The sequence below is a fragment of the Staphylococcus simulans genome (assembly GCF_003043455.1).
Classification (GTDB): domain Bacteria; phylum Bacillota; class Bacilli; order Staphylococcales; family Staphylococcaceae; genus Staphylococcus; species Staphylococcus simulans_A.
Genome location: NZ_PZGG01000023.1, coordinates 1 through 26,850, shown reverse-complemented (window position 1 = coordinate 26,850; position 26,850 = coordinate 1). Strand labels below are relative to the sequence as shown.

Below are 26,850 nucleotides of genomic sequence, written 5' to 3'. Positions count from 1 at the left end.
TCTCTTTGCGAAGCGTGAATATAAAACATCTTCGCAACTTAGTTAAAACTTTTTCATTTTCATAACATTAAGCACTGTGATATATGGTAATGTTCGTGTTATAATAACACTAATGCAAATGATGAACGTCATTTTAATGCTGTGAAAGAAGAGGGAACCTCTCTCGTCGCCTGATAGGCGAAGCAGACATTTCTGAACTAAAGCAAATTTAACAGTAAAGGTGGGCGGTAAGATGATATATGAAAAGGCACCTGCCAAAATTAACTTCACTTTAGATGCACTTTATAAAAGAAATGATGGGTTTCATGAAGTTGAAATGGTAATGACAACGGTGGACTTGAATGACCGCGTTACTGTTGAAAAGCGTGAAGATCAACGTGTTGTTGTACAAGTGGATTATAATTTTGTGCCTGAAAACGCGAAGAATTTAGCGTATAAAGCAGCAATGCTGATGAAAGAAACATATCAAATCCAACAAGGTGTGACGATTGTGCTGGAAAAGGAAATTCCAGTTTCAGCAGGCCTTGGCGGTGGCTCTGCTGATGCGGCAGCTACAATGCGTGCAATGAATCGGTTATTTGAACTTGGTTTGTCCTTAGACGATTTAAGTCGTTTGGCAAGTCAGGTCGGTTCCGATGTGCCTTTTTGTATTTACAGCAAAACAGCGGTATGTACAGGACATGGTGAAAAAGTACGTTTGTTGAAACGCCCGCCGAAAGCATGGGTAGTCATCGCAAAGCCGAACGTCGGCATTTCAACACCTTGTGTGTTTCAAGCGTTGCGTATTGAAGAAACGCCGCAGCAAGCGACACAATCAGATGCATGTATCAAAGCAATTGAAGACGGAGATTATAAGCAAATCTGTGCGTCGTTATCTAATAGCTTAGAAGCGATTTCCATGGACATGCATCCAGACATTCAAAAGCTGAAACAAAATATGCTTAACAGCGGTGCAGATGGCGCGCTGATGAGCGGCAGCGGCCCGACGGTTTATAGCTTAGCGAAACATTATAAGCAGGCGCAAAATATATATAACGCGGTTCACGGGTGCTGTAACGAGGTTTATTTAGTCAGATTACTAGGTTAAGAAAGGAAGGATTCTCTTGCGTTATAAACGAAGCGAACGCATTGTGTATATGACTCATTATTTGATGAGCCATCCAAACAAGTTGATACCATTGACGCATTTTGTGAAGAAATTTAAACAAGCGAAATCATCAATCAGTGAGGACATCCATATTGTTCGCGAAACCTTGCATAAAGAAAAGCTGGGTACAGTGATTACGACTGCAGGTGCAAGCGGTGGTGTGACATATCGTCCGACAATGAGCAAAGAAGAAGCAGAACAAGTGATTGATGAAGTGATTGTACATCTTCAAGAAAAAGAACGCTTATTGCCAGGTGGATATTTATTCCTATCCGACTTGATGGGCAATCCAGAATTGTTGAATAAAGTTGGACGTTTGATTGCGACAATTTATATGGATGAAGACTTAGATGCGATTGTGACGATTGCGACAAAAGGGATATCTCTTGCCAATGCCGTAGCAAATGTATTAAATTTACCAGTAGTTGTTATTCGAAAGGATAATAAAGTAACTGAAGGTTCTACAGTCTCTATCAACTATGTATCGGGTTCTTCGCGCAAGATCGAAACAATGGTCTTGTCGAAACGCACATTAAAAGAAAATTCGAATGTATTAATTGTCGATGACTTTATGCGCGCGGGCGGCTCGATAAATGGCGTGATGAATTTAATGAATGAGTTTAAAGCGCATGTCAAGGGGGTATCAGTACTTGTAGAATCTAAAGAAGTCAAACAAAGATTGATTGAAGATTATACTTCCTTGGTAAGACTTTCTGATGTAGATGAATACAATCAGGACTTTAAAGTCGAACAAGGCAATGTTTTATCTAAATTCTCATAAAGGAGCGGTCAACAACATGAAGACGATTCACAGTAATAAAGCGCCTGAAGCATTAGGCCCTTATTCACACGCAGTTGTCGTGAATGATTTGGTTTACACTTCAGGACAGATTCCACTAAATGAATTTAATGAACTTGTCAGTGATGAAGTACAGGTACAAACGCGTCAAGTACTTGAAAACCTTAAAGCGGTTTTACAAGAAGCGGGTGCCGATATGGATTCAGTGATTAAAGCAAATATCTTTATTAAAGATATGAACGATTTCCAAGAAATCAACGAAGTTTACGGCTTATACTTCGATGCGCATAAACCAGCAAGAAGCTGTGTGGAAGTTGCGCGTCTGCCAAAAGACGTAAAAGTTGAGATTGAGGTTATCGCTCAAGTTAAAGGAAAATAATTTTTAATTAAATATTGTAAGCTTCTATAAGACAATAGAGAGATATACTAGGGGGCTCACTACATGAAAGTGACAGATGTAAGACTTAGAAAAATACAAACTGATGGAAGAATGAAAGCACTAGTGTCAATCACACTAGACGACGCATTCGTAGTCCATGATTTGCGTGTAATTGAAGGCAACTCAGGTCTATTCGTCGCAATGCCGAGCAAACGTACACCAGATGGTGAATTCCGTGACATCGCGCATCCGATTAATTCAGATATGAGACAAGAAATTCAAGATGCAGTGATGAAAGTATATGATGAAACTGATGAAGTCATTCCAGATAAGAATGCGAAACCATCAGAATCAGAAGATAATGATAACGAAGAAGCTTAATTAAAAGCTTAAAGATAGAAATGTAACTTTTAAACCCTCGGTCATGTGATCGAGGGTTTTTTATACCATTTGATGGGCTGGATAACTTGAATATACGAGTCTATTTTATCGTCAAACAATATTGTGTAAAATATTAAAAAGATGTGCTATGATAAAACGGACTTGTTCAGCTTATCTCCTCAAACGGATGTAAGGGTGAGTCTTGAAAGTGCAACTTACCTTAATTTATAATAATAACGAAGTGTAAAATTATTGGAGGGTTCGCAGTCATGCAGAGATATGCGGTAGTATTAGCAGCTGGTAAAGGTACCAGAATGAAATCGAAACTTTACAAAGTGCTACATAAAGTAGCGGGCAAAAGTATGATTGAGCATGTGGTCGACAGTGTGAAACAAGCAGGAACAGATGAAATTGTCACAATCGTCGGACACGGTGCTGAAAGTGTGAAAGAAACTTTAGGAAGTCAATCATCTTACAGCTTCCAAGAGGAACAATTAGGTACAGCGCACGCTGTGAAAATGGCAGCTGATGAATTGAAAGGTAAAGAAGGCACAACGTTGGTCGTGTGCGGCGATACTCCGCTTATCACACCTGAAACATTAAAAGCTTTGGCAGATTACCATGAAGCACAACAAGCAGGTGTTACAGTGCTGTCTGCGACAGCTGACAATCCATTCGGATATGGTCGTATTGTCAGAGATCAAGATGGCCGTTTAGCTAAAATTGTAGAACAAAAAGATGCGACAGAAGCTGAACGCGAAATCGATGAAATCAGTACAGGTATTTTCGCATTCGATAATGTTTTATTATTCGAGTTGTTAGAAAAAGTTAAAAACGATAATGCACAAGGTGAATATTACTTACCAGATGTCATTACATTAGCGCTTGAAGCGGGTAAAATCGCAGACGCTTATCGTACAGACGACTTTGATGAAATTATGGGAGTGAACGACCGTGTTGCGTTAAGTAAAGCAGAAGCGGCTTATCGTGAGCGTGTGAATGAGTATCATATGCGTAACGGTGTCACTTTAATTGATCCAGCTTCAACGTATATTGAAGCCGATGTACAAATTGGTATGGATACAATTATTGAACCAGGTGTGCATTTAGGTAAAGGTACTGTTATCGGTGAAGATACAGTTATCGGTCAATACTCAGATGTTAATAACAGTACTATCGGTAATCGTACGACAATTAAACAATCAGTGGTCAATGATGCGACAGTCGGTGATGATACAACAGTAGGTCCATTCGCACAATTAAGACCAAACGCACACTTAGGTAATGAAGTGAAAGTCGGCAACTTTGTCGAAGTGAAAAAAGCAGAACTTAAAGATGGTGCGAAAGTATCACACTTAAGTTATATCGGCGACGCTGAAATCGGCGAACGTACAAATGTCGGTTGTGGTTCGATTACAGTCAATTACGATGGTAAAAATAAATTTAAAACAATTATCGGAAAAGATTCATTTATCGGTTGCAACACAAATTTAGTTGCACCTGTAACAGTCGGTGATGGTGTCTTAATCGCCGCTGGCTCAACGATTACAGACGATATTCCAAATGACAGTTTAGCCCTTGCACGCGCAAGACAAACAACGAAACCAGGCTATTTAAATAAAAATAACGACTAACAACTATTGATGTATCTTGTCCAATTCAGTAAAATTAAATAGGATGTTATGTATCAGTTCGACCTGAACGACGCATGAATGCAAATAAATGGAGGACTATAAATGTTAGCTAATGAATATAAAAATTCATCTTTAAAGATTTTCTCGTTGAAAGGAAATGAGCCGCTTGCACGCGAAGTAGCGGATAACATTGGAATTGAATTAGGGAAATGTTCGGTAAAACGTTTCAGTGACGGCGAAATCCAAATCAATATTGAAGAAAGTATCCGAGGTTGCGACGTCTTCATTATCCAACCTACATCTTATCCAGTTAACGTACATTTAATGGAACTGTTGATTATGATAGATGCATGTAAACGTGCTTCTGCGGCAACAATTAACATTGTGGTTCCTTATTATGGTTATGCACGTCAAGACCGTAAAGCACGCAGCCGTGAGCCGATTACTGCGAAATTAGTTGCTAACTTGATTCAAGTAGCAGGCGCAGACCGCATGATTGCTTTAGACTTGCACGCACCACAAATTCAAGGATTCTTCGATATTCCAATCGATCACTTAATGGGTGTACCGATTCTTGCGGAATACTTCAAGAGCAATCCTGATATCGACCCAGAAGAAACAGTTGTGGTTTCACCAGACCACGGCGGCGTGACACGCGCACGTAAATTAGCAGACATTTTGAAAACACCAATCGCAATTATCGACAAACGTCGTCCAAAACCAAACGTTGCAGAAGTTATGAATATCGTAGGTGATATTGATGGACGTACTGCAATTATCATTGACGACATTATTGACACAGCAGGAACAATCACATTAGCAGCACAAGCGTTGAAAGACAAAGGTGCTAAAGAAGTTTATGCATGTTGTTCACACGCTGTACTTTCTGGACCAGCGAAAGAACGTATTGAAAACTCAGCAATCAAAGAATTGATTGTAACAAACTCAATCCGTCTTGACGATGGTCGCAAACCAGAAAACACAACTGAATTATCAATTGCTGGATTAATTGCTCAAGCAATCGTTCGTGTTTACGAAAGAGAATCAGTGAGTGTATTATTCGACTAATGATTAAAACTGCAGTCTTAGGCTGCAGTTTTTTCATTTTCATGGTTTTAAATCAAATGAGCAGTTGACGTAATTTGTAAAAATGTGTATAATAATTCCGTTCGTGACTTTCTGTAACGAACATATCAAACACTTGCAAGCGGTCAAACAACCGATGGGCAAGTGCCGGAGAGATTGACTATTGAACGCTTATTATAAGCAACGATCTGATATCTCATATACGAAAGGTGGAAAAAGGAAATGGCTTCATTAAAGTCTATTATCCGTCAAGGTAAACAAAGACGTTCTGATTTAACAGCAATCAGAAACTCAGGTAAAGTACCAGCAGTTATGTATGGTTACGGCCAAAAAAACGTATCAGTTAAAGTTGATGAAGTAGAATTCATCAAAGTTATCCGTGAAGTTGGACGTAACGGTGTTATTGACTTAGGTGTAGGTTCTAAAACAATCAAAGTAATGGTAGCTGACTACCAATACGACCCACTTAAAAACCAAGTGACACACATCGACTTCTTAGCAATCAACATGACTGAAGAACGTACAGTTGAAGTACCTGTACACTTAGTTGGTGAAGCAGTAGGCGCTAAAGAAGGCGGCGTAGTTGACCAACCATTATTCTACGTTGAAGTTACTGCAACTCCAGACAACATTCCTGAATATCTTGAAGCAGATATCACTGAATTAGAAATCGGTGACACTATCGCAGTTCAAGACTTGAAAGTAACAGGCGACTTCACAATCGAAAACGAACCTGAAGATACAGTTGTAACTGTAACACCTCCAACTCAAGGACCAAGCGAAGAAGAAATCCAAGAAGTTGAAGCAGGCGACGCTGATACTCAAGAACCAGAAGTTATTGGAGAAAACAAAGAAAACGAAGAAGAAGAATAATCTCTTCTTAATATTTGTGCCGTTCACATTTTTGTGTGATCGGCTTTTTTTATTGCGTCATATTACATGCTTTACGTGTCAGGGTTTATCCTGATTTGTGTTAATATAGGGAATAAAGTGATACATAGACATCGGTGTATGTGACCGATGCCAAATCAAAAGAAAAGAAGAGATGGAGGCAGGAAAGCATGAAGTGTATTGTCGGATTAGGCAATATCGGTAAACGATTTGAACAAACCAGACATAATATCGGGTTTGAAGTAATAGATTATTTATTGGAATCTAACCAATTAAAGTTAGATAAACAAAAATTCCGTGGCGCGTATACGATTGAACGTGTCGCAGGTGATAAAGTATTATTTATTGAACCGATGACTTTGATGAACTTATCAGGAGAAGCTGTCGGTCCATTAATGGATTACTATAATGTCGATGTTGAAGACTTATTAGTGCTCTATGATGATTTAGATTTAGCACAAGGGCAAGTTCGTTTGCGTCAAAAGGGCAGTGCCGGCGGTCATAACGGTATGAAGTCGATTATTCAACATCTGGGTACAGATCAATTCAAACGTATCCGTATCGGTATCGGAAGACCGACCAACGGTATGTCTGTACCAGATTATGTCTTACAGAAATTCTCAAAACAAGAAATGGAAACAATGCAAAAAGTAATAGAACATTCTGCACATGCGGTGGAAGATTTTATCGCGAGTTCGCGTTTCGACCATGTGATGAATGAATATAATGGTGAGGCTAAGTGAAATCAATAATTACAGATTATTTAAATAAAGATAAACGATATGAAGAGTTAAACGATGTATTTGGACATGAAAATGTCTTAGTCACTGGCTTATCCGGTGCAGCGAAAGCGACAGTAATGGCAGAAAAGTATCTGTCTTCAAACCGCCCGATGGTTGTGGTGACAAATAACTTATACCAAGCAGATAAATTAGAAGCGGACTTACAACAATATATCGAAGCAGAAGAGATATACAAATATCCGCTTCAAGACATCATGACTGAAGAATTCTCCACACAAAGTCCGCAGTTGATGAGCGAACGTGTGCGCACCCTTACTGCCTTAGCACAAGGCCAGCGAGGGTTCTTTATCATACCTTTAAACGGCTTGAAAAAGCTACAGACCCCTGTAGAGATGTGGCAAAACCACCAAATCACTTTGAAAGTCGGAGATGATATTGATGTCGATGCGTTCTTCAACAAACTCGTTAATATGGGTTATCGCAGAGAAAGTGTCGTGTCACATATCGGTGAATTCTCAGTTCGTGGGGGCATCATTGATATTTATCCATTGATTGGCGAACCTGTACGTATTGAACTCTTCGATACTGAAGTAGATTCAATTCGCCAATTTGATGTGGAAAGCCAACGTTCAGAAGCGAACCAAGATAATGTTCATATCACTTCAGCAAGTGACTATATCATCACAGAGGACGTTTTGAAACGCATTAAAACAGAACTTAAAGAAGCTTATGAAACAACACGTCCTAAAATTGAGAAAGCCGTACGTCAAGATGTCAAAGACACGTATGAAAGCTTCTTACAATTTGATACGAACTTTATTGACCACCAAGTAATTCGGAGATTAGTCGCATTTATGTACGAACAACCTGCGACACTTGTCGACTACATCAGCAATAACGCAATCATCGTCGTGGATGAATATAACCGTGTCAAAGATACAGAAGAAACATTAATGTCTGAAGTCAATGACTTTATGCAGCAGCTGATCGAGAGCGGTAAAGGTTTTATCGGTCAATATTTCTTAGACGATGACGCCTTTGAACGTTTGATTAAAACACGTAACATTACGTATTTCACGCTGTTTACCGCAAGTATGCCAGTGAAATTAGATCACATTATCAAATTCTCAAGTAAACCTGTTCAACAATTCTATGGACAATATGACATTATGCGTTCTGAATTCCAACGTTATATCAATAATGGCTATACAGTCGTGGTATTAGTCGAAACAGAAACGAAAAAAGAACGTGTCAAAGCTATGATGAATGAAATGCACATTCCGATTGTCGAAGCAGGTGCGAGTGCGAATATTCAAGGCGGACACGCAGTCATTGTAGAAGGCAGTCTATCTGAAGGCTTTGAGCTACCTTATATGTCGCTTGCGGTCGTGACAGAACGCGAGTTATTTAAATCTAAACAGAAAAAAGCGAAGAAACGTACACCGACGATGACTAACGCAGAACGCATCAAGTCTTATCAAGACTTGAAAGTCGGCGATTATGTTGTTCATGTGCATCATGGTGTGGGCCGTTACTTAGGTGTTGAAACACTAGAAGTCGGCGATGTACACCGAGACTATATTAAAATTCAATACAAGGGAACAGACCAACTCTTTGTGCCGGTTGATCAAATGGATCAAGTTCAAAAATATGTGGCATCAGAGGATAAAACACCTAAATTAAACAAACTTGGCGGTACAGAGTGGAAGAAAACCAAAGCCAAAGTTCAACAGAGTGTTGAAGATATTGCGGATGAACTCATTGAATTGTATCGTGAACGTGAAATGGCAGAAGGGCACCAGTTCGGACCAGATACTGAACAACAACATGAATTCGAAATGGACTTCCCGTATGATTTAACAGCGGACCAAGCAAAATCTATTGATGAAATCAAAGAAGACATGGAGAAAGAACGTCCAATGGACCGCTTGTTATGTGGTGATGTCGGTTACGGTAAAACCGAAGTGGCATTGCGTGCAGCATTCAAAGCAGTTATGGAAGGGAAACAAGTCGCTTTCTTAGTACCGACAACCATTTTAGCGCAACAACACTATGAAACATTGTTGGAACGTATGCAAGATTTCCCGGTAAATATTCAATTGATGAGCCGCTTCCGCACACCTAAAGAAATCAAAGAAACGAAACAAGGTTTAAAAGACGGTACCATCGACATTGTGGTGGGTACACATAAATTGCTCGCAAAAGATGTGAAGTACAAAGATTTAGGTTTATTAGTTGTCGATGAAGAACAACGCTTCGGTGTCCGTCATAAAGAACGCATCAAAACACTGAAAACAAATGTGGATGTATTAACTTTAACAGCTACACCAATCCCAAGAACACTCCATATGAGTATGTTGGGGGTACGTGACTTGTCTGTGATTGAAACACCACCAGAAAACCGCTTCCCAGTCCAAACTTACGTATTAGAACAAAACACGAACTTTATCAAAGAAGCTTTAGAACGTGAACTTGCGCGTGGCGGTCAAGCATTCTATCTATATAACCGTGTTCAATCTATCTATGAAAAGAGAGAACAGCTTCAAATGTTGATGCCAGATGCGACTATCGGTGTGGCACATGGCCGTATGACAGAACGTGAACTAGAAGATACAATGATTGGGTTCGTTAATGGCGAATACGATATTTTAGTAACTACGACAATTATTGAAACAGGTGTCGATGTACCGAATGCGAACACGTTGATTATTGAAGAAGCAGATCGTTTCGGACTGAGCCAACTCTATCAATTGCGTGGACGTGTCGGTCGTTCTTCACGTGTCGGCTATGCTTACTTCTTACATCCGACAAACAAAGTGTTGTCAGAAACTGCAGAAGAACGTCTGCAAGCGATCAAAGAATTTACTGAACTCGGCAGTGGTTTCAAAATTGCGATGCGTGACTTGAATATCCGTGGTGCCGGTAATTTATTAGGTAAACAACAACACGGCTTTATCGATTCTGTCGGCTTCGACTTGTATTCACAAATGCTTGAAGAAGCAGTTAATGAAAAACGTGGCATTAAACAAGAAAGTGAAACGCCGGAAATTGAAATTGAATTGAATATTGATGCGTACTTGCCGACATCTTATATACCGAATGAACAATCGAAAATTGAAATCTATAAGAAATTACGTCAGATTGAAACTGAAAATGAGTTAATGGATATCAAAGATGAACTTATTGACCGCTTCAACGATTATCCAGTTGAAGTAGAACGTCTATTAGACATCGTTGAAATCCGTATTCATGCCTTACATGTCGGCGTAACGCGTATTAAAGACACAGGCAAAGCGATTGAAATTCATTTATCTGAAAAAGGAACAGAAGATATCAATGGTGAAGCGCTCTTCAAACAGACATTGCCGCTTGGTCGTGACATGAAGGTCGGTGTGTCGGAAGGTGCGATGACAGTAACTCTTATGAAAAATAAAAAAGCAGGTGCGTGGTTTGACCGCTTGAAATTCTTGATGAAAGCTTTAGAAGAAAGTATGGTCATTCCAGATGAAGCGTAAATCAGCCTTCAGCGGTGTCGTCATTCTGACTTTGGCGTTAGTGATGGTCAAAATACTGAGTGCGATATATCGTGTTCCATACCAAAACGTACTTGGCGATGCGGGGTTGTATGCGTACCAACAAGTGTATCCATTTTTGTCGCTTGCGACGATTTTATCGATGAATGCGATACCGAGTGCCGTGACGCAAAACTTCGGTGCACATTGGACGCATCGTAAAATCAGTCATGTCATGATCGGCATACAAAGTGTATGTTTCGTCTTGTTTGCGCTGATTTTCATCTTGGCACCTGTCATTGCGCATGCGATGGGTGATATGCATCTGACACCGATGATCCGTATGGCAAGCTGCAGTTTCTTGGTTGTCGGTTGTTTAGGTGTCTTGCGCGGCAGTTTCCAATCACGTCAACAAATGGATGCGCCGGCTTTTTCACAAGTTATTGAACAAATTGTGCGTGTCGGTATTATCTTGATATTGATTGTGGTGTTTGTTCAGTTGGATTGGTCGATTTATCAAGTAGGAACTTGGGCCATCTTAGCTTCAGCTTTAGGTTTCTTAGCGGCCACTATATTCTTAGGTATCAAGCGACCGTTTCAATTTGAGTTTGCGTTGCGTGATGATGCGATGACTAAAGTCGTATGGCAACGTTTGACTGCAGCTATTATTATCTTTTCAGCGAGTCATCTTATTGTGACAACGTGGCAGTTGATGGACAGCTTCTCAGTGATTCGTACCTTGCAGTATTATGGTTTGTCGTTTAAAGAAGCGATTGTTCAAAAAGGTATTTATGACCGAGGCGCATCGTTTATTCAAATCGGTTTGATTGTGACGACGACATTTTGTTTCGTGCTGATTCCTTTACTAACGAATGCATTTGCGGAACAGCGCTTTGAACGTATGAACCGTTATGCGGATGCGACACTGAAGATTACAATCACAATCAGTGTTGCGGCGGGTGCTGGACTGATGAATTTACTCCCTTTAATGAACCGTGTGTTCTTTAAAAATGATGTGTTAACCGCTACGCTCGTGATTTATATGTTAACGGTTATCTGTGTCTCGCTGATTATGGTAAATATTGCCTTGTTAGAAGTGCGCAGACAATCTCGCTTGATTCTGATTGCTTTCGGCTTAGGTGCAGTTATAAAATTAATAATGAATTTTGTATTGATTCCGAACATCGGTATTATCGGGGCAAGTGTCAGTACTGTACTGTCATTATGTTTATTTGCGTTTGTCTTGCAGTGGCGAACGTTGCAATTCTATCGCTTGCGTCACATGCGTAATTTTGTCTCGAAGCTGCTTGTGACAGTCGTTGCGATGACTGCGGCAGTACAGCTGATTATGTGGATGACGCCGACAGAAGGACGTCTGACAGGCATGGCAGAATTACTGCTTGCGGCGATCGTTGGTGTAGCAGTGGTTGTTATCGCGATTGTGACATTGAATCTATTAACTTATCGTGAATTGCAGCATATGCCGTTCGGAGATAAATTATATCGTTTGAAGAAAGGACGAAAATAATGAGTCATACCATTACAATTGTAGGTTTAGGCAACTATGGTTTAGATGAATTGCCTTTAGGGATTTACCGCTATTTGACCCAGCAAACTCATATTTATGCACGTACATTAGATCATCCTGTGGTAGAGGCACTAAAAACAGAAGTGCCACAATTAGAATGGTCAAGTTTTGACCCAGTATATGAAGCGCATGATGCGTTTGAAGCAGTGTACCAAGCGATTGTGGCGCAATTAATTGAAGCGGCACAACGAGAAGATGTCGTTTATGTGGTGCCGGGGCATCCGCGTGTGGCAGAAACAACAACGGCGTTGCTGACAGCTTATGCGCAGTCACAACCAGAGGTTGAAGTGAAAGTGCTTGGCGGTAAGAGTTTCATTGATGATGTGTTTGAAGCGGTACAAGTTGATCCGAATGAAGGCTTTACCTTATTAGATGGGACAGCTTTAACAGCAGAACAGTTGAATATCCGTACACATACATTGATTACACAAGTGTATAGCGCAATGACAGCGGGAGATTTAAAGCTGACATTAATGGAGCGTTATCCTGATGATTATAGTGTTTATATTGTAGATGGTGCACGTAACACAGGGGCGACATTAATTGAAACACCTTTATATGAACTTGATCGTCATGACATCTTCAGTAATTTAACGAGTGTCTTTATTCCGCGTATTGAAGATGAAGCCTTAATGCATGGTGATTTTGATTATGCGGTCAAAGTGATTGATACATTAGTAGATGATGACAAAGGCTGTCCATGGGATAAAGTGCAAACGCACGAAACATTGAAACGTTATCTCTTAGAGGAGACATTTGAATTATTTGAAGCCATCGATCATGAAGATGACTGGCATATGATTGAAGAGTTAGGCGATATCTTGTTGCAGGTGCTGTTGCATGCGGCTATCGGCAAAAAAGAAGGTTATATCGATATCACTGAAGTGATTGAAAGTTTAAATGATAAAATGATTCGACGTCATCCGCATGTGTTTGCGGACGCAAAAGCAGAGAATATCGAAGATTTAAAAGGTATTTGGTCAGAAGCAAAAGCAAAAGAAGGCAAAACACCGCGTGTTAAATTTGAGAAAGTATTTGCAGACCATTTTATGACGTTGTATGATGAAGTCAAAAATAAAGACTATAGTGAAGCGGAGTTAAAAGCTTTGTTGGAAAAGAAAGAAGGGGAATAACGTGAGATTAGACAAATATCTAAAAGTATCTCGTTTAATCAAACGCCGTACACTTGCGAAAGAAGTCAGCGACCAAGGTCGTGTTCAAGTCAATAATAACACTGCTAAAGCAGGTACGGATGTCAAAATCGGTGACGAAATCGTCATTCGTTTCGGACAACGTGTGATAACAATTCGTGTCACTGGATTAAGCGAACATGCGTCGAAAGAAAATGCGAAAGGCATGTATGAGTTAGTGAAAGAAGAACGTATTAATGAGAATGACTAAGGAGTGACATACCATGGCTAGAAAAGTAGAGCATATGGAAAACAGGTATATCGAGAACGAAAACCGAAGAAAAAGACAGCGCGAAATGAAAAAGCGTGTGGTTAAACGTCGTATTATGCTCTTTGCGGGTATTTTACTCGCAATCATTATCGTCCTTTCTATCATGGTTATCTCTCAAATAAGAAGCAATGCGCAAGATGCACAAGAACGAAAAGTAAAAGAAGAAAAGTTCCAAAAACAGCAAGATGAAGAAATTGCTTTGAAGGAACAATTGAATAATTTGAATAACAAAGAATATATAGAGAAAGTAGCACGTGACGATTATTATTTAAGTAATGATGGGGAAGTCATTTTTAAATTACCTGAAGAGAAGAAAAAAGAAGGAAAATAACGTCTGATGTGTTTTTAATGTAAGAAAAGTATAATATCTAACTGTTTTAACTGATATGCCATTGTTAAATTAGTGTAACAAGCATATAATAGAGTTAAGTAAAATTGAAAGAAATCGGAGGATTTATTTAGGATATGTCAATCGAAGTAGGAAGCAAGCTTAAAGGGAAAGTCACTGGTATCAAAAAATTTGGTGCGTTTGTAGAATTGCCTGGAGGGAAAAGTGGCTTAGTTCACATCAGTGAAGTTGCAGACAATTATGTTGAAAATGTGGAAGACCACTTGTCTGTTGGAGATGAAGTAGAAGTTAAGGTACTATCTGTTGCTGACGACGGTAAAATCAGTCTTTCAATTAAAAAAGCGAAAGATCGTCCGAAAAGACAACATCATAGAGGCGGCCATGGCGGTCATGGCAAACCATCACATAACAAACCAGAGGACTTTGAAAAGAAATTAAGCAACTTCTTAAAAGATAGCGAAGAAAAAATGACGTCTATCAAACGCCAAGCTGAATCAAGACGCGGCGGAAGAGGTTCAAGACGATAATTCAACATAAAGCAGATGACTGTTTCGAAGGGAACAGTCTCTTTTATTTTTGTCTGAAATTTTATAAATGCATATATTTCAAATGAGGACGAGGTGAGGATATGAATATTTATACAGAAGGCTGGTCTGAAAATGACCATCTTGCATTAGCGGTTTCCACAGGTATCGACAGCATGGTATTATTACATATGTTGACCACACACTATCATCATACATATCGACAACTGACCGTGCTGCATGTTAATCACGGAATCAGATCGGCTTCTTTAGAAGAAGCGGCCTTCTTAGAACGTTATTGCCAACAACATCATATCCCGCTTCGCACCCACGAATTGGATTTATCCGCATTGACTGACAGAGGTAAGAGTATTCAACAAGCTGCACGTCAAGAGCGCTACGCTTGGTTTGAATCTGAAATGAAAGCATTAGACGCTACTGTTTTATTAACTGCCCATCATTTAGATGACCAGTTAGAAACGATATTCTATCGTCTTATGACAGGACGGTCTACAAGAAGCAGACTTGGAATGCAGGAAGTAGAGGAGAGAAGCGGTTATCGTTTAGTCAGACCTTTATTGAATATTGATAAACAAGCTATTAAAGCGTATCAAGCTGAGTACCAGGTGCCGTATTTTGAAGATGCGTCTAACCAAGATAATCATTATGTACGTAACGATATTCGTAATCGAATTTTTCCAGCCATTGATGCGAATGACCATCTAGATACCACTCAGTTATTAAAGTTAAAAGCATGGCATGATGACCAATTTGATTTATTGCATCAAGCAGCAGATGATTTTATTAAACAACATGTTACGCACCAGTCAGAAATGATTCAGGTAGACCGTACTGCATTTAATGGATTATCGCATTCGTTAAAAACCATTGTACTGGACCAACTGCTTGAGGCTTATGTGTCAGGTTCTCCTATTTCTGAACAAGCGTATCAAGAATGGTTTGCGCAAATTGAAAATTCTCAATCTCAAGCGACAATTTATGCGACAGATAAATGGAATATTCAAATTGTGTATGATAAATTTATAATAATGGGTTGCACAAAAAACGAGACGACACCACAGCGGATTACACAACCAGGTTATTATGATTATGGTACATACCGCATTATAGTTCATGATGATATTGAGGGTTCGGACTTCCCAATGGTAATACGTTCGAGACAATCGGGAGATCGCTTCGTACTGCCAAACAAAGAAGGCCATCAGAAAGTCAACCGCTTAATGATCAATCGCAAAGTTCCTAAATTTGAACGTGAGCGATTGCCCATATTGCTTAATAAACAAGGGGAGATTATTGCAGTAGGTACATTGTACACTGCGGCAGATTATGAAGGGAAATTAGAGATAATAAATTTAGGAGTGTAGCCGAAATGAAGGAAGATTTAAAAGAAATATTGATGACGGAAGATGAAATCCAACAACTCTGCCGTGAACTGGGAGCAAAAATCACAGAAGATTATGCTGGTAAAGACCTTGTTTGTGTAGGCATTTTAAAAGGTTCAGCAATGTTCATGTCAGATTTAATCAAACGCATCGATACACATTTAGCAATTGATTTTATGGATGTATCAAGCTATCACGGCGGTACTGAATCTACAGGAGAAGTTAAAATCTTAAAAGATTTAGGCAGCTCTATTGAGAATAAAGACGTATTGATTGTAGAAGATATTCTAGAAACAGGTACTACTTTGAAATCAATTACTGAACTATTGAAATCTCGTCGTGTGAATTCTTTAGAAATCGTCACATTACTTGATAAACCGAACCGTCGTAAAGCAGATATCGAAGCAAAATATGTAGGCAGAAAAATTCCAGATGAATTCGTAGTCGGATACGGCTTGGATTATGCGGAGTTATATCGTAACTTGCCATACATCGGAACATTGAAACCAGAGATTTATCAAAAATAATCGACAAATGAATACTATAGTCGGCTTACTTTTTCTACAAAGTTGAAATACTAGCCATTAAAAGTTATATTGTGTTACAATTTTTGTTAGTTTTATTATTGGAGTAGGAGGAAAAAACGCATGCAGAAAGCTTTTCGCAATGTGCTTGTAATCGCAATCATTGGCGTTTTTATATTCGGTTTATTTTCCTGGCTGAATGGTAACGGCAACATGCCGAAACAACTATCATATACACAGTTCTTCGAAAAACTTGAAAAAGGCGATTTGAAATCAATCGAAGTTCAGCCTGAGCAGAACGTTTATATGATCACTGGAAAGACCAAGAACGGTGAAGATTATTCTTCAACGATGCTATATAATAACGAAAAAGACTTACAAAAAGTCACAGGTGAAGCACAAAAACAAAAAGATTTGAAATTTACAGTTAAAGAAGAAGAAAAACAAAGCGTATTTGTGAGTATTCTTTCAACATTGATTCCAGTATTGGTTATTGCTTTATTATTCATATTCTTCCTTAGTCAAGCGCAAGGCGGCGGAGGCGGCGGTCGTATGATGAACTTTGGTAAATCCAAAGCTAAAATGTACGATAACCAAAAACGTCGTGTACGTTTCTCTGACGTAGCCGGTGCAGACGAGGAAAAACAAGAATTAATCGAAATTGTCGACTTCTTAAAAGACAATAAGAAATTCAAAGAAATGGGCTCAAGAATCCCTAAAGGGGTACTCTTAGTCGGCCCTCCAGGTACAGGTAAAACATTGCTTGCCCGTGCCGTAGCTGGTGAAGCAGGCGTACCATTCTTCACAATCAGTGGTTCTGACTTCGTTGAAATGTTCGTCGGTGTCGGTGCCAGCCGTGTTCGTGATTTATTCGATAATGCGAAGAAAAACGCACCTTGTATCATCTTCATTGATGAGATTGACGCAGTAGGTCGTCAACGTGGGGCCGGTGTCGGCGGTGGTCACGATGAACGTGAACAAACATTGAACCAATTATTAGTTGAAATGGATGGCTTCGGCGAAAATGAAGGTATTATCATGATTGCGGCAACAAACCGTCCTGATATCCTTGACCCAGCGTTATTACGTCCAGGTCGTTTCGACAGACAAATCCAAGTCGGTCGTCCAGATGTTAAAGGCCGTGAAGCGATTCTATACGTACATGCCAGAAACAAACCTTTAGATGAAACAGTAGACTTAAAAGCAGTTGCGCAAAGAACACCAGGCTTCTCTGGTGCCGATTTAGAAAACTTGCTGAACGAAGCTTCATTAGTAGCAGTTCGTGACGGCAAGAAGAAAATCGACATGCGAGATATTGAAGAAGCAACAGACCGTGTTATCGCAGGTCCAGCTAAGAAATCTCGTGTCATTTCTGAGAAAGAACGTAATATCGTCGCGCACCATGAAGCAGGACATACAATTATCGGTATGGTGCTTGATGAAGCTGAAGTGGTACACAAAGTTACAATCGTACCACGTGGACAAGCTGGCGGTTATGCGATGATGTTACCAAAACAAGATCGCTTCTTAATGACAGAGCCAGAATTGCTTGATAAGATTTGCGGCTTGCTCGGTGGTCGAGTATCTGAAGATATCAACTTCAATGAAGTGTCTACAGGTGCATCAAACGACTTCGAACGTGCAACACAAATTGCGCGCTCAATGGTAACTGAATATGGTATGAGTAAGAAACTCGGACCAATGCAGTTTACGAAGAGCGGCGGTCAAGTGTTCTTAGGTAAAGATATGCAAGGCGAACCAGAATACTCTGGTCAAATCGCTTATGAAATCGATAAAGAAGTACAACGTATCATCAAAGAACAATATGAACGTTGTAAACAAATCCTGCTTGAACATGAAGATCAACTTAAACTTATCGCTAAGACATTGTTGACAGAAGAAACATTAGTACGTGAACAAATCCATTCATTATTCTACGAAGGTAAATTACCTGAAGTGAATTATGATGAAGCGAAAGTTGTTAAACAAGGTGATGAAGAGTTCCAAGAAGGTAAATTCGGTAAATCTTATGATGAAATCCTTGAAGAAGTTCGTGAAGAAGACAAGGAATATCAAGAAGAAGAAGCTGAAGTAGACGAGCAAGAAAAACGTCAAAAAGAATCAGAAGCACATCAAGAAGCAAAACGTTCTGATGAAGCAGCTGAAGATGACACACCACATGAAGCTAAAGACAAAGATGACTCTGAACATCGAAACGATAAATAAGACGATTCTATTGTCTGAAACTAAATAATGTAGATTAAAATCTCTTTCTGCTATCATTAGGAATACGCAGAAAGAGATTTTTTAACGAAAATAATTGAACGATGAACTCATAAATGTTGAAAATTAAGTGAAAGAAAGAGGCGTAAAAAGATATGACTCAAGACTATATAGTAAAAGCACTTGCGTTTGATGGAGATATTCGTGCGTATGCTGCGGTAACTACCAATGCAGTGCAAGAAGGACAAACAAGACATTATACATGGCCGACAGCATCAGCAGCTTTAGGTCGTACAATGACAGCAACTGTTATGATGGGAGCAATGTTGAAAGGTGACCAAAAACTAACAGTTACTGTAGATGGACAAGGTCCAATCGGACGTATTGTGGCAGATGCGAATGCGAAAGGTGATGTGCGCGCATACGTTACGAATCCACAAACGCACTTCCCATTAAATGACCAAGGTAAATTAGATGTGAAACGTGCTGTAGGTACTGAAGGTACATTAACAGTTGTTAAAGATGTGGGCATGAAAGATTACTTCTCTGGTTCAAGCCCGATTGTTTCAGGTGAACTAGGTGAAGATTTCACTTACTACTATGCGACAAGTGAACAAGTTCCATCATCTGTTGGTTTAGGTGTGCTTGTAAATCCAGACAACTCTATCAAAGCAGCGGGCGGTTTTATTATTCAAGTAATGCCGAACGCCAAAGAAGAAACAATTGAAAAAGTAGAACAAGCCATTACACACATGACACCAGTATCTCAATTGATTGACCAAGGTTTATCACCAGAAGAACTATTGACTGAGATTTTAGGTAAAGAACATGTGAAATTCTTAGAAACAGTACCAGTAAAATTCGAATGTAACTGCAGTCATGAAAAATTCTTAAATGCGATTAAAGGTTTAGGTGAAGCTGAAATTCAAAGCATGATTGATGAAGATCATGGTGCAGAAGCAGAATGTCATTTCTGCCGTACGAAATATCACTATAGTGAAGCGGAACTTAAAGGCTTAATCGAAGAATTGCATGCTAAATAAACACATTGAAAAGCGAGACGACCGAACGTCTCGCTTTTTTACTGTAACGAATCACAGTGTAAGACGTTTCTTTTATGGGAAAAGAGGAAATAATAAAGAATAGAAACAATGAACTTGTGGAACAATGTATAAATCTGATAAAATAATAATATCCGATGAAATAGATAAGGTTTAATAGAAATAATGGCATGACTAAGCATCAGAATTGAATTGTTTCGGGGTATTATTAATGAGGTTCTGGTGACTTAATTAAATATCTTTTAAGAATAAAGGAGCGTTTTTTTATGGCAAATAAACCCGTAGATAACATTGTACAACTGATTGGAGATACACCTGTAGTTAAATTGAACAACATCGTACCAGAAGATGCTGCAGATGTTTATGTTAAATTAGAGTATCAAAACCCAGGTGGTTCAGTAAAAGACCGTATCGCTTTAGCGATGATCGAACGTGCTGAACAAGAAGGAAAAATCAAACCAGGTGATACAATCGTCGAACCTACAAGTGGTAACACAGGTATCGGTTTAGCATTTGTTGCAGCAGCAAAAGGTTACAAAGCTGTCTTCACAATGCCTGAAACAATGAGCCAAGAGCGTCGTAACTTATTAAAAGCATACGGTGCAGAAGTTGTATTAACACCTGGATCTGAAGCAATGAAAGGTGCTATTAAAAAAGCAAAAGAATTAAAAGAAGAGTATGGTTACTATGAACCACAACAATTCGAAAACCCAGCTAACCCACTTATCCATGAATTGACAACAGGTCCTGAACTTGTAGAACAATTCGAAGGCCGTACAATCGATGCATTCTTAGCAGGTGTCGGTACTGGCGGTACATTAAGTGGTGTAGGTAAAGTCTTAAAAGAAAAATACCCTAGCATTCAAATCGTAGCAATCGAACCAGAAGGTTCTCCAGTCTTAAGCGGCGGCGAACCAGGTCCTCATAAATTACAAGGTTTAGGCGCAGGTTTCGTTCCTGACACATTAAACACAAACATTTATGATGAAGTTGTTAAAATCGGCAACGAAACTGCAATGGAAACTTCACGCAGAGTTGCTAAAGAAGAAGGTATCTTAGCAGGTATTTCTTCAGGTGCTGCAATCTATGCGGCAATCGAAAAAGCAAAAGAATTAGGTAAAGGTAAAACAGTTGTCACTGTACTTCCAAGTAATGGTGAACGTTACTTATCTACACCTTTATATTCTTTTGAAGGTAAATAAGTCAAACATTGATGAACTGCCGTGCACATTTCTCTTTTTGAGAAATGGTACGGCGGTTTTTTCATTTCAAACACCTTTTGAACGCTTGGGGTCGGTCATATGTTAAAATTTTGATATAATGTATCACAGTTATGATGAAAGGAAGAGAGACATGGCACATACAAAAATCATGGGCATATTGAATGTAACACCTGATTCATTTTCTGACGGCGGCAAATACAATTCTGTAGATGCGGCGGTTGCACGTGTGAAGGAAATGATGGATGAAGGTGTTGACATTGTAGATATCGGCGGTGTTTCCACAAGACCAGGGCACAGTGAAGTGTTACTAGAAGATGAATTAGAACGCGTCATTCCAGTTGTCAAAGCACTCTCAGAATTTAATGTGCAATTGTCTGTCGACACGTTTCGCAGTGAAGTTGCGAAAGCAGCATTAGAGGCTGGCGCAACAATGATTAATGACCAATGGGCAGGCTTATATGATCCTAAAATATTTGAAGTTGTTGCACAATACGATGCTGAAATTGTCTTAATGCATAACGGAGATGGACAACGTGAAGATCCTGTCATGGATGAAATGTTAGTTTATTTATTAAAACAAGCACATCGTGCAGAAACAGCAGGTATTGCGACAAACAAAATCTGGATTGATCCAGGTATCGGTTTTGCGAAAACAAGAGTGGAAGAACGAGAAGTTATGGAGCGACTGGATGAATTAGTTGCAACAGAATATCCAGTATTACTTGCGACGAGTCGTAAACGTTTCATCAAAGAAATGATGGGTTCAGACGAAGGACCGGAAGATCGTGATGAAATGACAGCAGCTACAACTGCTTATGGTGTGATGAAAGGCGTGCAAGCAGTGCGTGTACATAATGTAAAACTCAATGCGCGTATTGCACACGGCATTGATTATTTAAAGGAGATTGAACGATGAAGGATCGTATATTTTTAAATGGTATGAGATTTTATGGTTATCATGGGGTCTTATCAGCAGAAAATGAAATTGGTCAAATCTTTGTCGTAGATGTTGAATTAACGACTGATTTAACTGAAGCAGGCAAGTCCGATCAAGTAGAAGATACGATCAACTATGCGGAAGTCTATGCAGATGTGAAAGAAATTATGGAAGGGGAACCGAAAAATTTACTCGAACATCTCGCAGCACTTATTGCAAATCGTATAAATTCACACTATAATCGGGTATTGGAAACTAAAGTACGTATAACGAAAGAAGTACCGCCGATTCCAGGTCACTATGATGGCGTAGGTGTGGAAATTACAAGGGTGAATCAAAATGACTGATGTATTTTTAGGACTCGGCAGCAATGTCGGAGACCGAGAAAACCAATTAAAAGAAGCGATACGTTTATTAGATGAACAACCTGGTATTAAAGTAGTGAAAGTTTCATCATTTTATGAAACTGAACCTGTCGGTTATGTCGAACAACCGGATTTCTTAAATTTATGTGTAGAAATTCAAACAGAATTATCACCGAAAGCAGTTCTTGAAAGTGGTTTGGCAATTGAACAGCAACTACATCGTGTACGTAAAGAACGTTGGGGTCCGCGTACTTTAGATATCGATATCCTGTTATATGGTGACCAAATCATTGAAGAAGAAGATTTGACGATTCCGCATCCACGAATGACAGAACGTGCTTTTGTCTTAATTCCGCTGCAAGAGATTGCACCAAATAAGGTAGAGCCAAGAACACAAACTAAAATTAAAGATATAACTGTTCCTAACGAAACTGTGAAAAAAGTTCAATAAACGTAAGAGATAGATTGAGAGGTAATAATTATGTGGAAGATTGGAGATGTAGAAATCGACAATAGAGTCGTACTCGCTCCTATGGCTGGGGTGTGCAACTCTGCATTCAGATTGACTGTCAAAGAGTTCGGTGCGGGTTTAGTCTGCGCTGAGATGGTCAGTGATAAGGCGATTTTATTCAATAACCCGAAAACAATGAATATGTTGTATATAGATGAAAATGAGCGTCCGTTATCATTACAGATTTTCGGCGGAGAGAAAGAAAGCTTAGTTGAAGCAGCAGTTTATGTTGATCAAAATACAACAGCTGATATTATTGATATTAATATGGGGTGTCCAGTGAATAAGATTATCCGTTGTGAAGCGGGTGCGAGATGGCTGCTTGATCCTAATAAGATTTATGAAATGGTATCTGCAGTTGTTGAGAAAGTCAATAAACCTGTGACATGCAAAATGCGTATCGGTTGGGATGACGACCATATTTACGCAGTAGAAAATGCGAAAGCAGCAGAACGTGCAGGCGCATCTGCGATTTCATTGCATGGCCGTACACGTGTGCAAATGTATGAAGGTAAAGCGGATTGGGATATTATCAGACAGGTGAAAGAAGCGGTTAATATTCCAGTTATCGGCAACGGAGATGTGACAAGTCCTGAACTTGCGCAAAAAATGCTGGATGAAACGGGTGTAGATGCGGTGATGATCGGTCGCGAAGCTTTAGGCAACCCATGGATGATTTACCGTACAGTCCATTATTTAGAAACAGGCGAGCTGATGGATGAACCGACAGTGAAAGAAAAAGTAGAAATTGCTTTATTACATCTGCGCCGACTAGTAGAATTAAAGGGTGAGAAGGTTGGCGTTATGGAAATGCGCAAACATGCTTCATGGTACCTAAAAGGTGTTAAAGGCAACGGAAAAGCCCGTAAAGCATTGAACCAAGCCAATACAGAACAAGAAATGATTGATATCTTGCAGAATTTCCAAAAAGAAATCACTGCAGATAAAGCAACACAAGAAGCTTAATAAGGAGAGATAACATGTCAGAAGAAATGAATGACCAAATGCAGGTCCGCCGTCAAAAATTACAAGAATTAATCGATTTAGGAATTGATCCATTCGGCCAACGCTTTGACCGTACAGCAAGCGCAGCTGAACTACACGAAAAATGGGATGCTTTCTCTAAAGAAGAATTACATGAAAAAGAAGATGAAAGCCATGTCGCAATCGCGGGTCGTTTAATGACAAAACGTGGTAAAGGTAAAGCAGGATTTGCGCATATTCAAGATTTATCTGGTCAAATCCAAATTTATGTTCGTAAAGACCAAGTCGGTGAAGAACAATTTGATATTTGGAAAATGGCAGATTTAGGAGATATTATCGGTATTGAAGGTGTTATGTTCAAAACAAACACAGGTGAATTGAGCGTTAAAGCGAAATCATTCATCATGCTTACAAAATCATTACGCCCATTACCAGATAAATTCCATGGTCTTCAAGATATTGAACAACGTTATCGTCAACGTTATTTAGACTTGATTACGAACCAAGACAGTACAAAAACATTTATCAACCGCAGTAAAATCATCCAAGAAATGCGTAATTACTTAAACAGCAAAGGTTTCTTAGAAGTAGAAACACCAATGATGCATCAAATCCCTGGTGGTGCAGCAGCACGTCCATTCGTGACACACCATAATGCATTAGATGCAACACTATATATGCGTATTGCGATTGAACTTCACTTAAAACGTTTAATCGTCGGCGGTTTAGAAAAAGTATATGAAATCGGACGTGTATTCCGTAATGAAGGTGTATCAACACGACATAACCCAGAGTTCACTATGATTGAACTTTATGAAGCATATGCTGATTTCCATGACATTATGGATATCACAGAAGGTACAATTCGTCATATTTCAAATGCAGTACTTGGTACAGCAGTCATTCCTTATGGTGATTATGAAATTGATTTAGAATCTGACTGGAAACGTGTACACATTGTAGACGCTGTTAAAGAAGCAACAGGCGTAAACTTCTATGATGTTAAATCAGATGATGAAGCACGTGCATTAGCTAAAGAACATAACATTGAAATTACAGATCATATGACATATGGTCATATCTTGAATGAGTTCTTTGAACAAAAAGTAGAAGAAACATTAATTCAACCTACTTTCGTGTATGGTCATCCGATTGAAATTTCACCATTAGCTAAGAAAAATCCGGAAGACCCTCGTTTCACAGATCGTTTCGAATTATTCATCGTAGGACGCGAACATGCGAACGCATTCACTGAGTTGAATGATCCAATCGATCAAAGAGAACGTTTCGAAGCACAATTAAAAGAAAAAGAACAAGGTAATGATGAAGCGCATGAGATGGATGAAGACTACATCGAAGCATTAGAATATGGTATGCCTCCAACTGGTGGTTTAGGTATCGGTATCGACCGTCTTGTTATGTTATTAACAAACTCACCATCTATCAGAGACGTATTATTATTCCCATACATGCGTCAAAAATAAACTGAGTACTTAACAAAATAAATAATTAAGCAGGCGTGTCGCCTTTTGAGACACGCCTGCTTTTGTATGTATAAAGCGCCTGAAAAAGCAGATGATTTCTTATAAAAAGAGAGGGAGGTCGGCAATTGTAAATATCTTTAAAAAAACTTTCGCAAAGCACTTGCATAATTTTTAAAACCCTGTATAATTGTTAATTGTTCTACGAAATAAAGCAACGTTTTATGAGCAATCTTGCATGAATATAAATTCTTAAAAAAGATGATACGTAAGTGTTGACATAAAAGACCGAATGTAGTAATATTAAAGGGTCGTCAAAAAGAACGCGTTACAGATTTGTAAAAAAGATTTTAACTGAGTGTAAAATTGACTATTGCAAATGTTAACGAAAGAAGTTAAAATAATTTAAGTGAGTTATTGAAACGCACATAATTAAATAATTTAAAATATTGTCTGGTGACAATGGCAAAGAGGTCACACCTGTTCCCATGCCGAACACAGAAGTTAAGCTCTTTAGCGCCGATGGTAGTCGGACTTACGTTCCGCAAGAGTAGGACGTTGCCAGGCAATATAATTCGGAGAATTAGCTCAGCTGGGAGAGCATCTGCCTTACAAGCAGAGGGTCGGCGGTTCGAACCCGTCATTCTCCACCATTTAAATAGCCGGCCTAGCTCAACTGGTAGAGCAACTGACTTGTAATCAGTAGGTTGGGGGTTCAAGTCCTCTGGCCGGCACCATTTTAAAGCTATGAGCCATTAGCTCAGTTGGTAGAGCATCTGACTTTTAATCAGAGGGTCAGAGGTTCGAATCCTCTATGGCTCATCAGTTTTCCGATTTTAACTGAATCATGCAGAAGTAGTTCAGCGGTAGAATACAACCTTGCCAAGGTTGGGGTCGCGGGTTCGAATCCCGTCTTCTGCTCCATTTTTATTTTATGATGCCGGGGTGGCGGAACTGGCAGACGCACAGGACTTAAAATCCTGCGGTAAGTGATTACCGTACCGGTTCGATTCCGGTCCTCGGCACCATATATATTATAAAACATGCGCCCGTAGCTCAACTGGATAGAGCGTTTGACTACGGATCAAGAGGTTATGGGTTCGACTCCTATCGGGCGCGCCATTTTATATTTATTATTTAATAATTTAATAACGGGAAGTAGCTCAGCTTGGTAGAGCACTTGGTTTGGGACCAAGGGGTCGCAGGTTCGAATCCTGTCTTCCCGACTCTTAATTGTATAATGGGGGCTTAGCTCAGCTGGGAGAGCGCCTGCTTTGCACGCAGGAGGTCAGCGGTTCGATCCCGCTAGTCTCCACCATTATTATTTTAAATGAACATTGAAAACTGAATGACAATATGTCAACGTTAATTCCAAATTAACAAACGTCCTAAGGACGTTTTAAAACAATTAGTTGTTATGAGCTAGTCAAACATCATAAATTATTATGGAGAGTTTGATCCTGGCTCAGGATGAACGCTGGCGGCGTGCCTAATACATGCAAGTCGAGCGAACAGATGAGGAGCTTGCTCCTCTGACGTTAGCGGCGGACGGGTGAGTAACACGTGGGTAACCTACCTATAAGACTGGGATAACTCCGGGAAACCGGGGCTAATACCGGATAATACATGAAACCGCATGGTTTC

24 protein-coding genes, 8 tRNA genes and 2 rRNA genes are annotated in these 26,850 nt (G+C 39.5%); all 34 read left to right on the top strand.

The genetic code is table 11. The features are described 5' to 3' along the window. Positions 1 to 232: 232 nt before the first annotated feature. On the top strand, positions 233 to 1,087 hold the full coding sequence (gene ispE / locus BU038_RS05705; protein ID WP_023016276.1) for a 4-(cytidine 5'-diphospho)-2-C-methyl-D-erythritol kinase: 855 nt from the start codon (positions 233 to 235) through the stop codon (positions 1,085 to 1,087). Positions 1,088 to 1,103: 16 nt separating this feature from the next. After that, positions 1,104 to 1,928, top strand: a complete 825-nt coding sequence (gene purR / locus BU038_RS05700; protein ID WP_002481911.1) for a pur operon repressor — start codon at positions 1,104 to 1,106, stop codon at positions 1,926 to 1,928. A 16-nt stretch (positions 1,929 to 1,944) separates the two neighbouring features. Continuing rightward, the gene (locus BU038_RS05695) at positions 1,945 to 2,325 is read left to right on the top strand and encodes a RidA family protein (RefSeq protein ID WP_002481912.1); all 381 of its coding nucleotides are present in this window, start codon (positions 1,945 to 1,947) and stop codon (positions 2,323 to 2,325) included. Positions 2,326 to 2,388: 63 nt separating this feature from the next. Next, on the top strand, positions 2,389 to 2,706 hold the full coding sequence (spoVG, locus tag BU038_RS05690) for a septation regulator SpoVG (protein ID WP_002481913.1): 318 nt from the start codon (positions 2,389 to 2,391) through the stop codon (positions 2,704 to 2,706). Between the two features lie 269 nt (positions 2,707 to 2,975). Further along, positions 2,976 to 4,340 (top strand): bifunctional UDP-N-acetylglucosamine diphosphorylase/glucosamine-1-phosphate N-acetyltransferase GlmU, encoded by a 1,365-nt coding sequence (gene glmU / locus BU038_RS05685; protein ID WP_002481914.1) that lies wholly within the window; start codon positions 2,976 to 2,978, stop codon positions 4,338 to 4,340. Positions 4,341 to 4,442: 102 nt separating this feature from the next. Then, positions 4,443 to 5,408: a ribose-phosphate diphosphokinase gene (locus BU038_RS05680; protein ID WP_002481915.1), complete on the top strand. Its 966-nt coding sequence runs from the start codon at positions 4,443 to 4,445 to the stop codon at positions 5,406 to 5,408. Positions 5,409 to 5,648: 240 nt separating this feature from the next. Then, positions 5,649 to 6,299 carry a 50S ribosomal protein L25/general stress protein Ctc gene (locus tag BU038_RS05675; RefSeq protein WP_107605212.1) on the top strand — a complete coding sequence of 217 codons (651 nt, stop codon included), beginning with the start codon at positions 5,649 to 5,651 and terminating at the stop codon, positions 6,297 to 6,299. Positions 6,300 to 6,487: 188 nt separating this feature from the next. After that, positions 6,488 to 7,060, top strand: coding sequence for an aminoacyl-tRNA hydrolase (pth, locus tag BU038_RS05670; protein ID WP_002481917.1), 573 nt, complete (start codon positions 6,488 to 6,490; stop codon positions 7,058 to 7,060). 5 nt (positions 7,061 to 7,065) lie between these two features. Further along, on the top strand, positions 7,066 to 10,575 hold the full coding sequence (mfd, locus tag BU038_RS05665) for a transcription-repair coupling factor (RefSeq protein ID WP_428843594.1): 3,510 nt from the start codon (positions 7,066 to 7,068) through the stop codon (positions 10,573 to 10,575). Next, entirely contained in the window at positions 10,565 to 12,100 is a 1,536-nt protein-coding gene (locus BU038_RS05660) for a polysaccharide biosynthesis protein (protein ID WP_107605210.1), read from the top strand. The genes mfd and BU038_RS05660 overlap by 11 nt, the downstream gene beginning before the upstream one ends. After that, positions 12,100 to 13,293 carry a MazG nucleotide pyrophosphohydrolase domain-containing protein gene (locus BU038_RS05655; protein ID WP_107605209.1) on the top strand — a complete coding sequence of 398 codons (1,194 nt, stop codon included), beginning with the start codon at positions 12,100 to 12,102 and terminating at the stop codon, positions 13,291 to 13,293. The genes BU038_RS05660 and BU038_RS05655 overlap by 1 nt, the downstream gene beginning before the upstream one ends. A 1-nt stretch (position 13,294) precedes the next feature. Beyond that, complete coding sequence (locus tag BU038_RS05650; RefSeq protein ID WP_002481921.1) at positions 13,295 to 13,561, top strand: RNA-binding S4 domain-containing protein; 267 nt, start codon at positions 13,295 to 13,297, stop codon at positions 13,559 to 13,561. Positions 13,562 to 13,574: 13 nt separating this feature from the next. Next, the gene (locus BU038_RS05645) at positions 13,575 to 13,952 is read left to right on the top strand and encodes an FtsB family cell division protein (protein ID WP_107605208.1); all 378 of its coding nucleotides are present in this window, start codon (positions 13,575 to 13,577) and stop codon (positions 13,950 to 13,952) included. A gap of 134 nt (positions 13,953 to 14,086) precedes the next feature. Further along, a complete protein-coding gene (locus tag BU038_RS05640) occupies positions 14,087 to 14,497 on the top strand; it encodes a S1 domain-containing RNA-binding protein (protein WP_002481923.1) in 411 nt (136 codons plus the stop codon). 101 nt (positions 14,498 to 14,598) lie between these two features. Then, positions 14,599 to 15,879 carry a tRNA lysidine(34) synthetase TilS gene (gene tilS / locus BU038_RS05635; protein ID WP_107605207.1) on the top strand — a complete coding sequence of 427 codons (1,281 nt, stop codon included), beginning with the start codon at positions 14,599 to 14,601 and terminating at the stop codon, positions 15,877 to 15,879. Between the two features lie 5 nt (positions 15,880 to 15,884). Continuing rightward, on the top strand, positions 15,885 to 16,424 hold the full coding sequence (gene hpt / locus BU038_RS05630) for a hypoxanthine phosphoribosyltransferase (protein ID WP_107605206.1): 540 nt from the start codon (positions 15,885 to 15,887) through the stop codon (positions 16,422 to 16,424). Between the two features lie 120 nt (positions 16,425 to 16,544). Continuing rightward, entirely contained in the window at positions 16,545 to 18,647 is a 2,103-nt protein-coding gene (ftsH, locus tag BU038_RS05625) for an ATP-dependent zinc metalloprotease FtsH (RefSeq protein WP_107605205.1), read from the top strand. Positions 18,648 to 18,799: 152 nt separating this feature from the next. Beyond that, positions 18,800 to 19,687, top strand: a complete 888-nt coding sequence (gene hslO / locus BU038_RS05620; protein WP_107605204.1) for an Hsp33 family molecular chaperone HslO — start codon at positions 18,800 to 18,802, stop codon at positions 19,685 to 19,687. 284 nt (positions 19,688 to 19,971) lie between these two features. After that, complete coding sequence (gene cysK / locus BU038_RS05615; protein WP_002481928.1) at positions 19,972 to 20,907, top strand: cysteine synthase A; 936 nt, start codon at positions 19,972 to 19,974, stop codon at positions 20,905 to 20,907. A gap of 151 nt (positions 20,908 to 21,058) precedes the next feature. Beyond that, positions 21,059 to 21,844 (top strand): dihydropteroate synthase, encoded by a 786-nt coding sequence (gene folP / locus BU038_RS05610; protein ID WP_107605203.1) that lies wholly within the window; start codon positions 21,059 to 21,061, stop codon positions 21,842 to 21,844. After that, positions 21,841 to 22,212 (top strand): dihydroneopterin aldolase, encoded by a 372-nt coding sequence (gene folB, locus BU038_RS05605; protein WP_023016268.1) that lies wholly within the window; start codon positions 21,841 to 21,843, stop codon positions 22,210 to 22,212. The genes folP and folB overlap by 4 nt, the downstream gene beginning before the upstream one ends. Further along, a complete protein-coding gene (gene folK / locus BU038_RS05600; protein WP_107605202.1) occupies positions 22,205 to 22,681 on the top strand; it encodes a 2-amino-4-hydroxy-6-hydroxymethyldihydropteridine diphosphokinase in 477 nt (158 codons plus the stop codon). Before folB ends, folK begins: the two co-directional genes overlap by 8 nt. A gap of 30 nt (positions 22,682 to 22,711) precedes the next feature. Beyond that, a complete protein-coding gene (dusB, locus tag BU038_RS05595) occupies positions 22,712 to 23,707 on the top strand; it encodes a tRNA dihydrouridine synthase DusB (RefSeq protein WP_023016266.1) in 996 nt (331 codons plus the stop codon). Between the two features lie 14 nt (positions 23,708 to 23,721). Further along, positions 23,722 to 25,209, top strand: coding sequence for a lysine--tRNA ligase (gene lysS, locus BU038_RS05590; RefSeq protein WP_107605201.1), 1,488 nt, complete (start codon positions 23,722 to 23,724; stop codon positions 25,207 to 25,209). A 449-nt stretch (positions 25,210 to 25,658) separates the two neighbouring features. Further along, a 5S ribosomal RNA gene (gene rrf, locus BU038_RS05585) occupies positions 25,659 to 25,773 on the top strand. Between the two features lie 10 nt (positions 25,774 to 25,783). Continuing rightward, a tRNA-Val gene (locus BU038_RS05580) sits at positions 25,784 to 25,859 on the top strand. A gap of 8 nt (positions 25,860 to 25,867) precedes the next feature. Continuing rightward, a tRNA-Thr gene (locus tag BU038_RS05575) sits at positions 25,868 to 25,943 on the top strand. A gap of 12 nt (positions 25,944 to 25,955) precedes the next feature. Beyond that, positions 25,956 to 26,028 (top strand) — tRNA-Lys (locus BU038_RS05570). A gap of 27 nt (positions 26,029 to 26,055) precedes the next feature. Next, a tRNA-Gly gene (locus tag BU038_RS05565) sits at positions 26,056 to 26,130 on the top strand. 15 nt (positions 26,131 to 26,145) lie between these two features. Then, positions 26,146 to 26,234: transfer RNA gene (locus tag BU038_RS05560), tRNA-Leu, on the top strand. Positions 26,235 to 26,251: 17 nt separating this feature from the next. Then, positions 26,252 to 26,328, top strand: a tRNA-Arg gene (locus BU038_RS05555). A gap of 30 nt (positions 26,329 to 26,358) precedes the next feature. Beyond that, positions 26,359 to 26,432, top strand: a tRNA-Pro gene (locus tag BU038_RS05550). 16 nt (positions 26,433 to 26,448) lie between these two features. Next, positions 26,449 to 26,524: transfer RNA gene (locus BU038_RS05545), tRNA-Ala, on the top strand. 124 nt (positions 26,525 to 26,648) lie between these two features. Beyond that, positions 26,649 to 26,850: ribosomal RNA gene (locus tag BU038_RS05540) — 16S ribosomal RNA — on the top strand; the annotation flags it as partial.

Coding starts and splice junctions, on each gene's coding strand:
- ispE (WP_023016276.1), top strand. CDS start 233: ATGATATATGAAAAGGCACCTGCCAAAATTAACTTCACTTTAGATGCA.
- BU038_RS05695 (WP_002481912.1), top strand. CDS start 1,945: ATGAAGACGATTCACAGTAATAAAGCGCCTGAAGCATTAGGCCCTTAT.
- spoVG (WP_002481913.1), top strand. CDS start 2,389: ATGAAAGTGACAGATGTAAGACTTAGAAAAATACAAACTGATGGAAGA.
- glmU (WP_002481914.1), top strand. CDS start 2,976: ATGCAGAGATATGCGGTAGTATTAGCAGCTGGTAAAGGTACCAGAATG.
- BU038_RS05680 (WP_002481915.1), top strand. CDS start 4,443: ATGTTAGCTAATGAATATAAAAATTCATCTTTAAAGATTTTCTCGTTG.
- BU038_RS05675 (WP_107605212.1), top strand. CDS start 5,649: ATGGCTTCATTAAAGTCTATTATCCGTCAAGGTAAACAAAGACGTTCT.
- pth (WP_002481917.1), top strand. CDS start 6,488: ATGAAGTGTATTGTCGGATTAGGCAATATCGGTAAACGATTTGAACAA.
- BU038_RS05660 (WP_107605210.1), top strand. CDS start 10,565: ATGAAGCGTAAATCAGCCTTCAGCGGTGTCGTCATTCTGACTTTGGCG.
- BU038_RS05655 (WP_107605209.1), top strand. CDS start 12,100: ATGAGTCATACCATTACAATTGTAGGTTTAGGCAACTATGGTTTAGAT.
- BU038_RS05645 (WP_107605208.1), top strand. CDS start 13,575: ATGGCTAGAAAAGTAGAGCATATGGAAAACAGGTATATCGAGAACGAA.
- BU038_RS05640 (WP_002481923.1), top strand. CDS start 14,087: ATGTCAATCGAAGTAGGAAGCAAGCTTAAAGGGAAAGTCACTGGTATC.
- tilS (WP_107605207.1), top strand. CDS start 14,599: ATGAATATTTATACAGAAGGCTGGTCTGAAAATGACCATCTTGCATTA.
- hpt (WP_107605206.1), top strand. CDS start 15,885: ATGAAGGAAGATTTAAAAGAAATATTGATGACGGAAGATGAAATCCAA.
- ftsH (WP_107605205.1), top strand. CDS start 16,545: ATGCAGAAAGCTTTTCGCAATGTGCTTGTAATCGCAATCATTGGCGTT.
- hslO (WP_107605204.1), top strand. CDS start 18,800: ATGACTCAAGACTATATAGTAAAAGCACTTGCGTTTGATGGAGATATT.
- cysK (WP_002481928.1), top strand. CDS start 19,972: ATGGCAAATAAACCCGTAGATAACATTGTACAACTGATTGGAGATACA.
- folP (WP_107605203.1), top strand. CDS start 21,059: ATGGCACATACAAAAATCATGGGCATATTGAATGTAACACCTGATTCA.
- folB (WP_023016268.1), top strand. CDS start 21,841: ATGAAGGATCGTATATTTTTAAATGGTATGAGATTTTATGGTTATCAT.
- folK (WP_107605202.1), top strand. CDS start 22,205: ATGACTGATGTATTTTTAGGACTCGGCAGCAATGTCGGAGACCGAGAA.
- dusB (WP_023016266.1), top strand. CDS start 22,712: ATGTGGAAGATTGGAGATGTAGAAATCGACAATAGAGTCGTACTCGCT.
- lysS (WP_107605201.1), top strand. CDS start 23,722: ATGTCAGAAGAAATGAATGACCAAATGCAGGTCCGCCGTCAAAAATTA.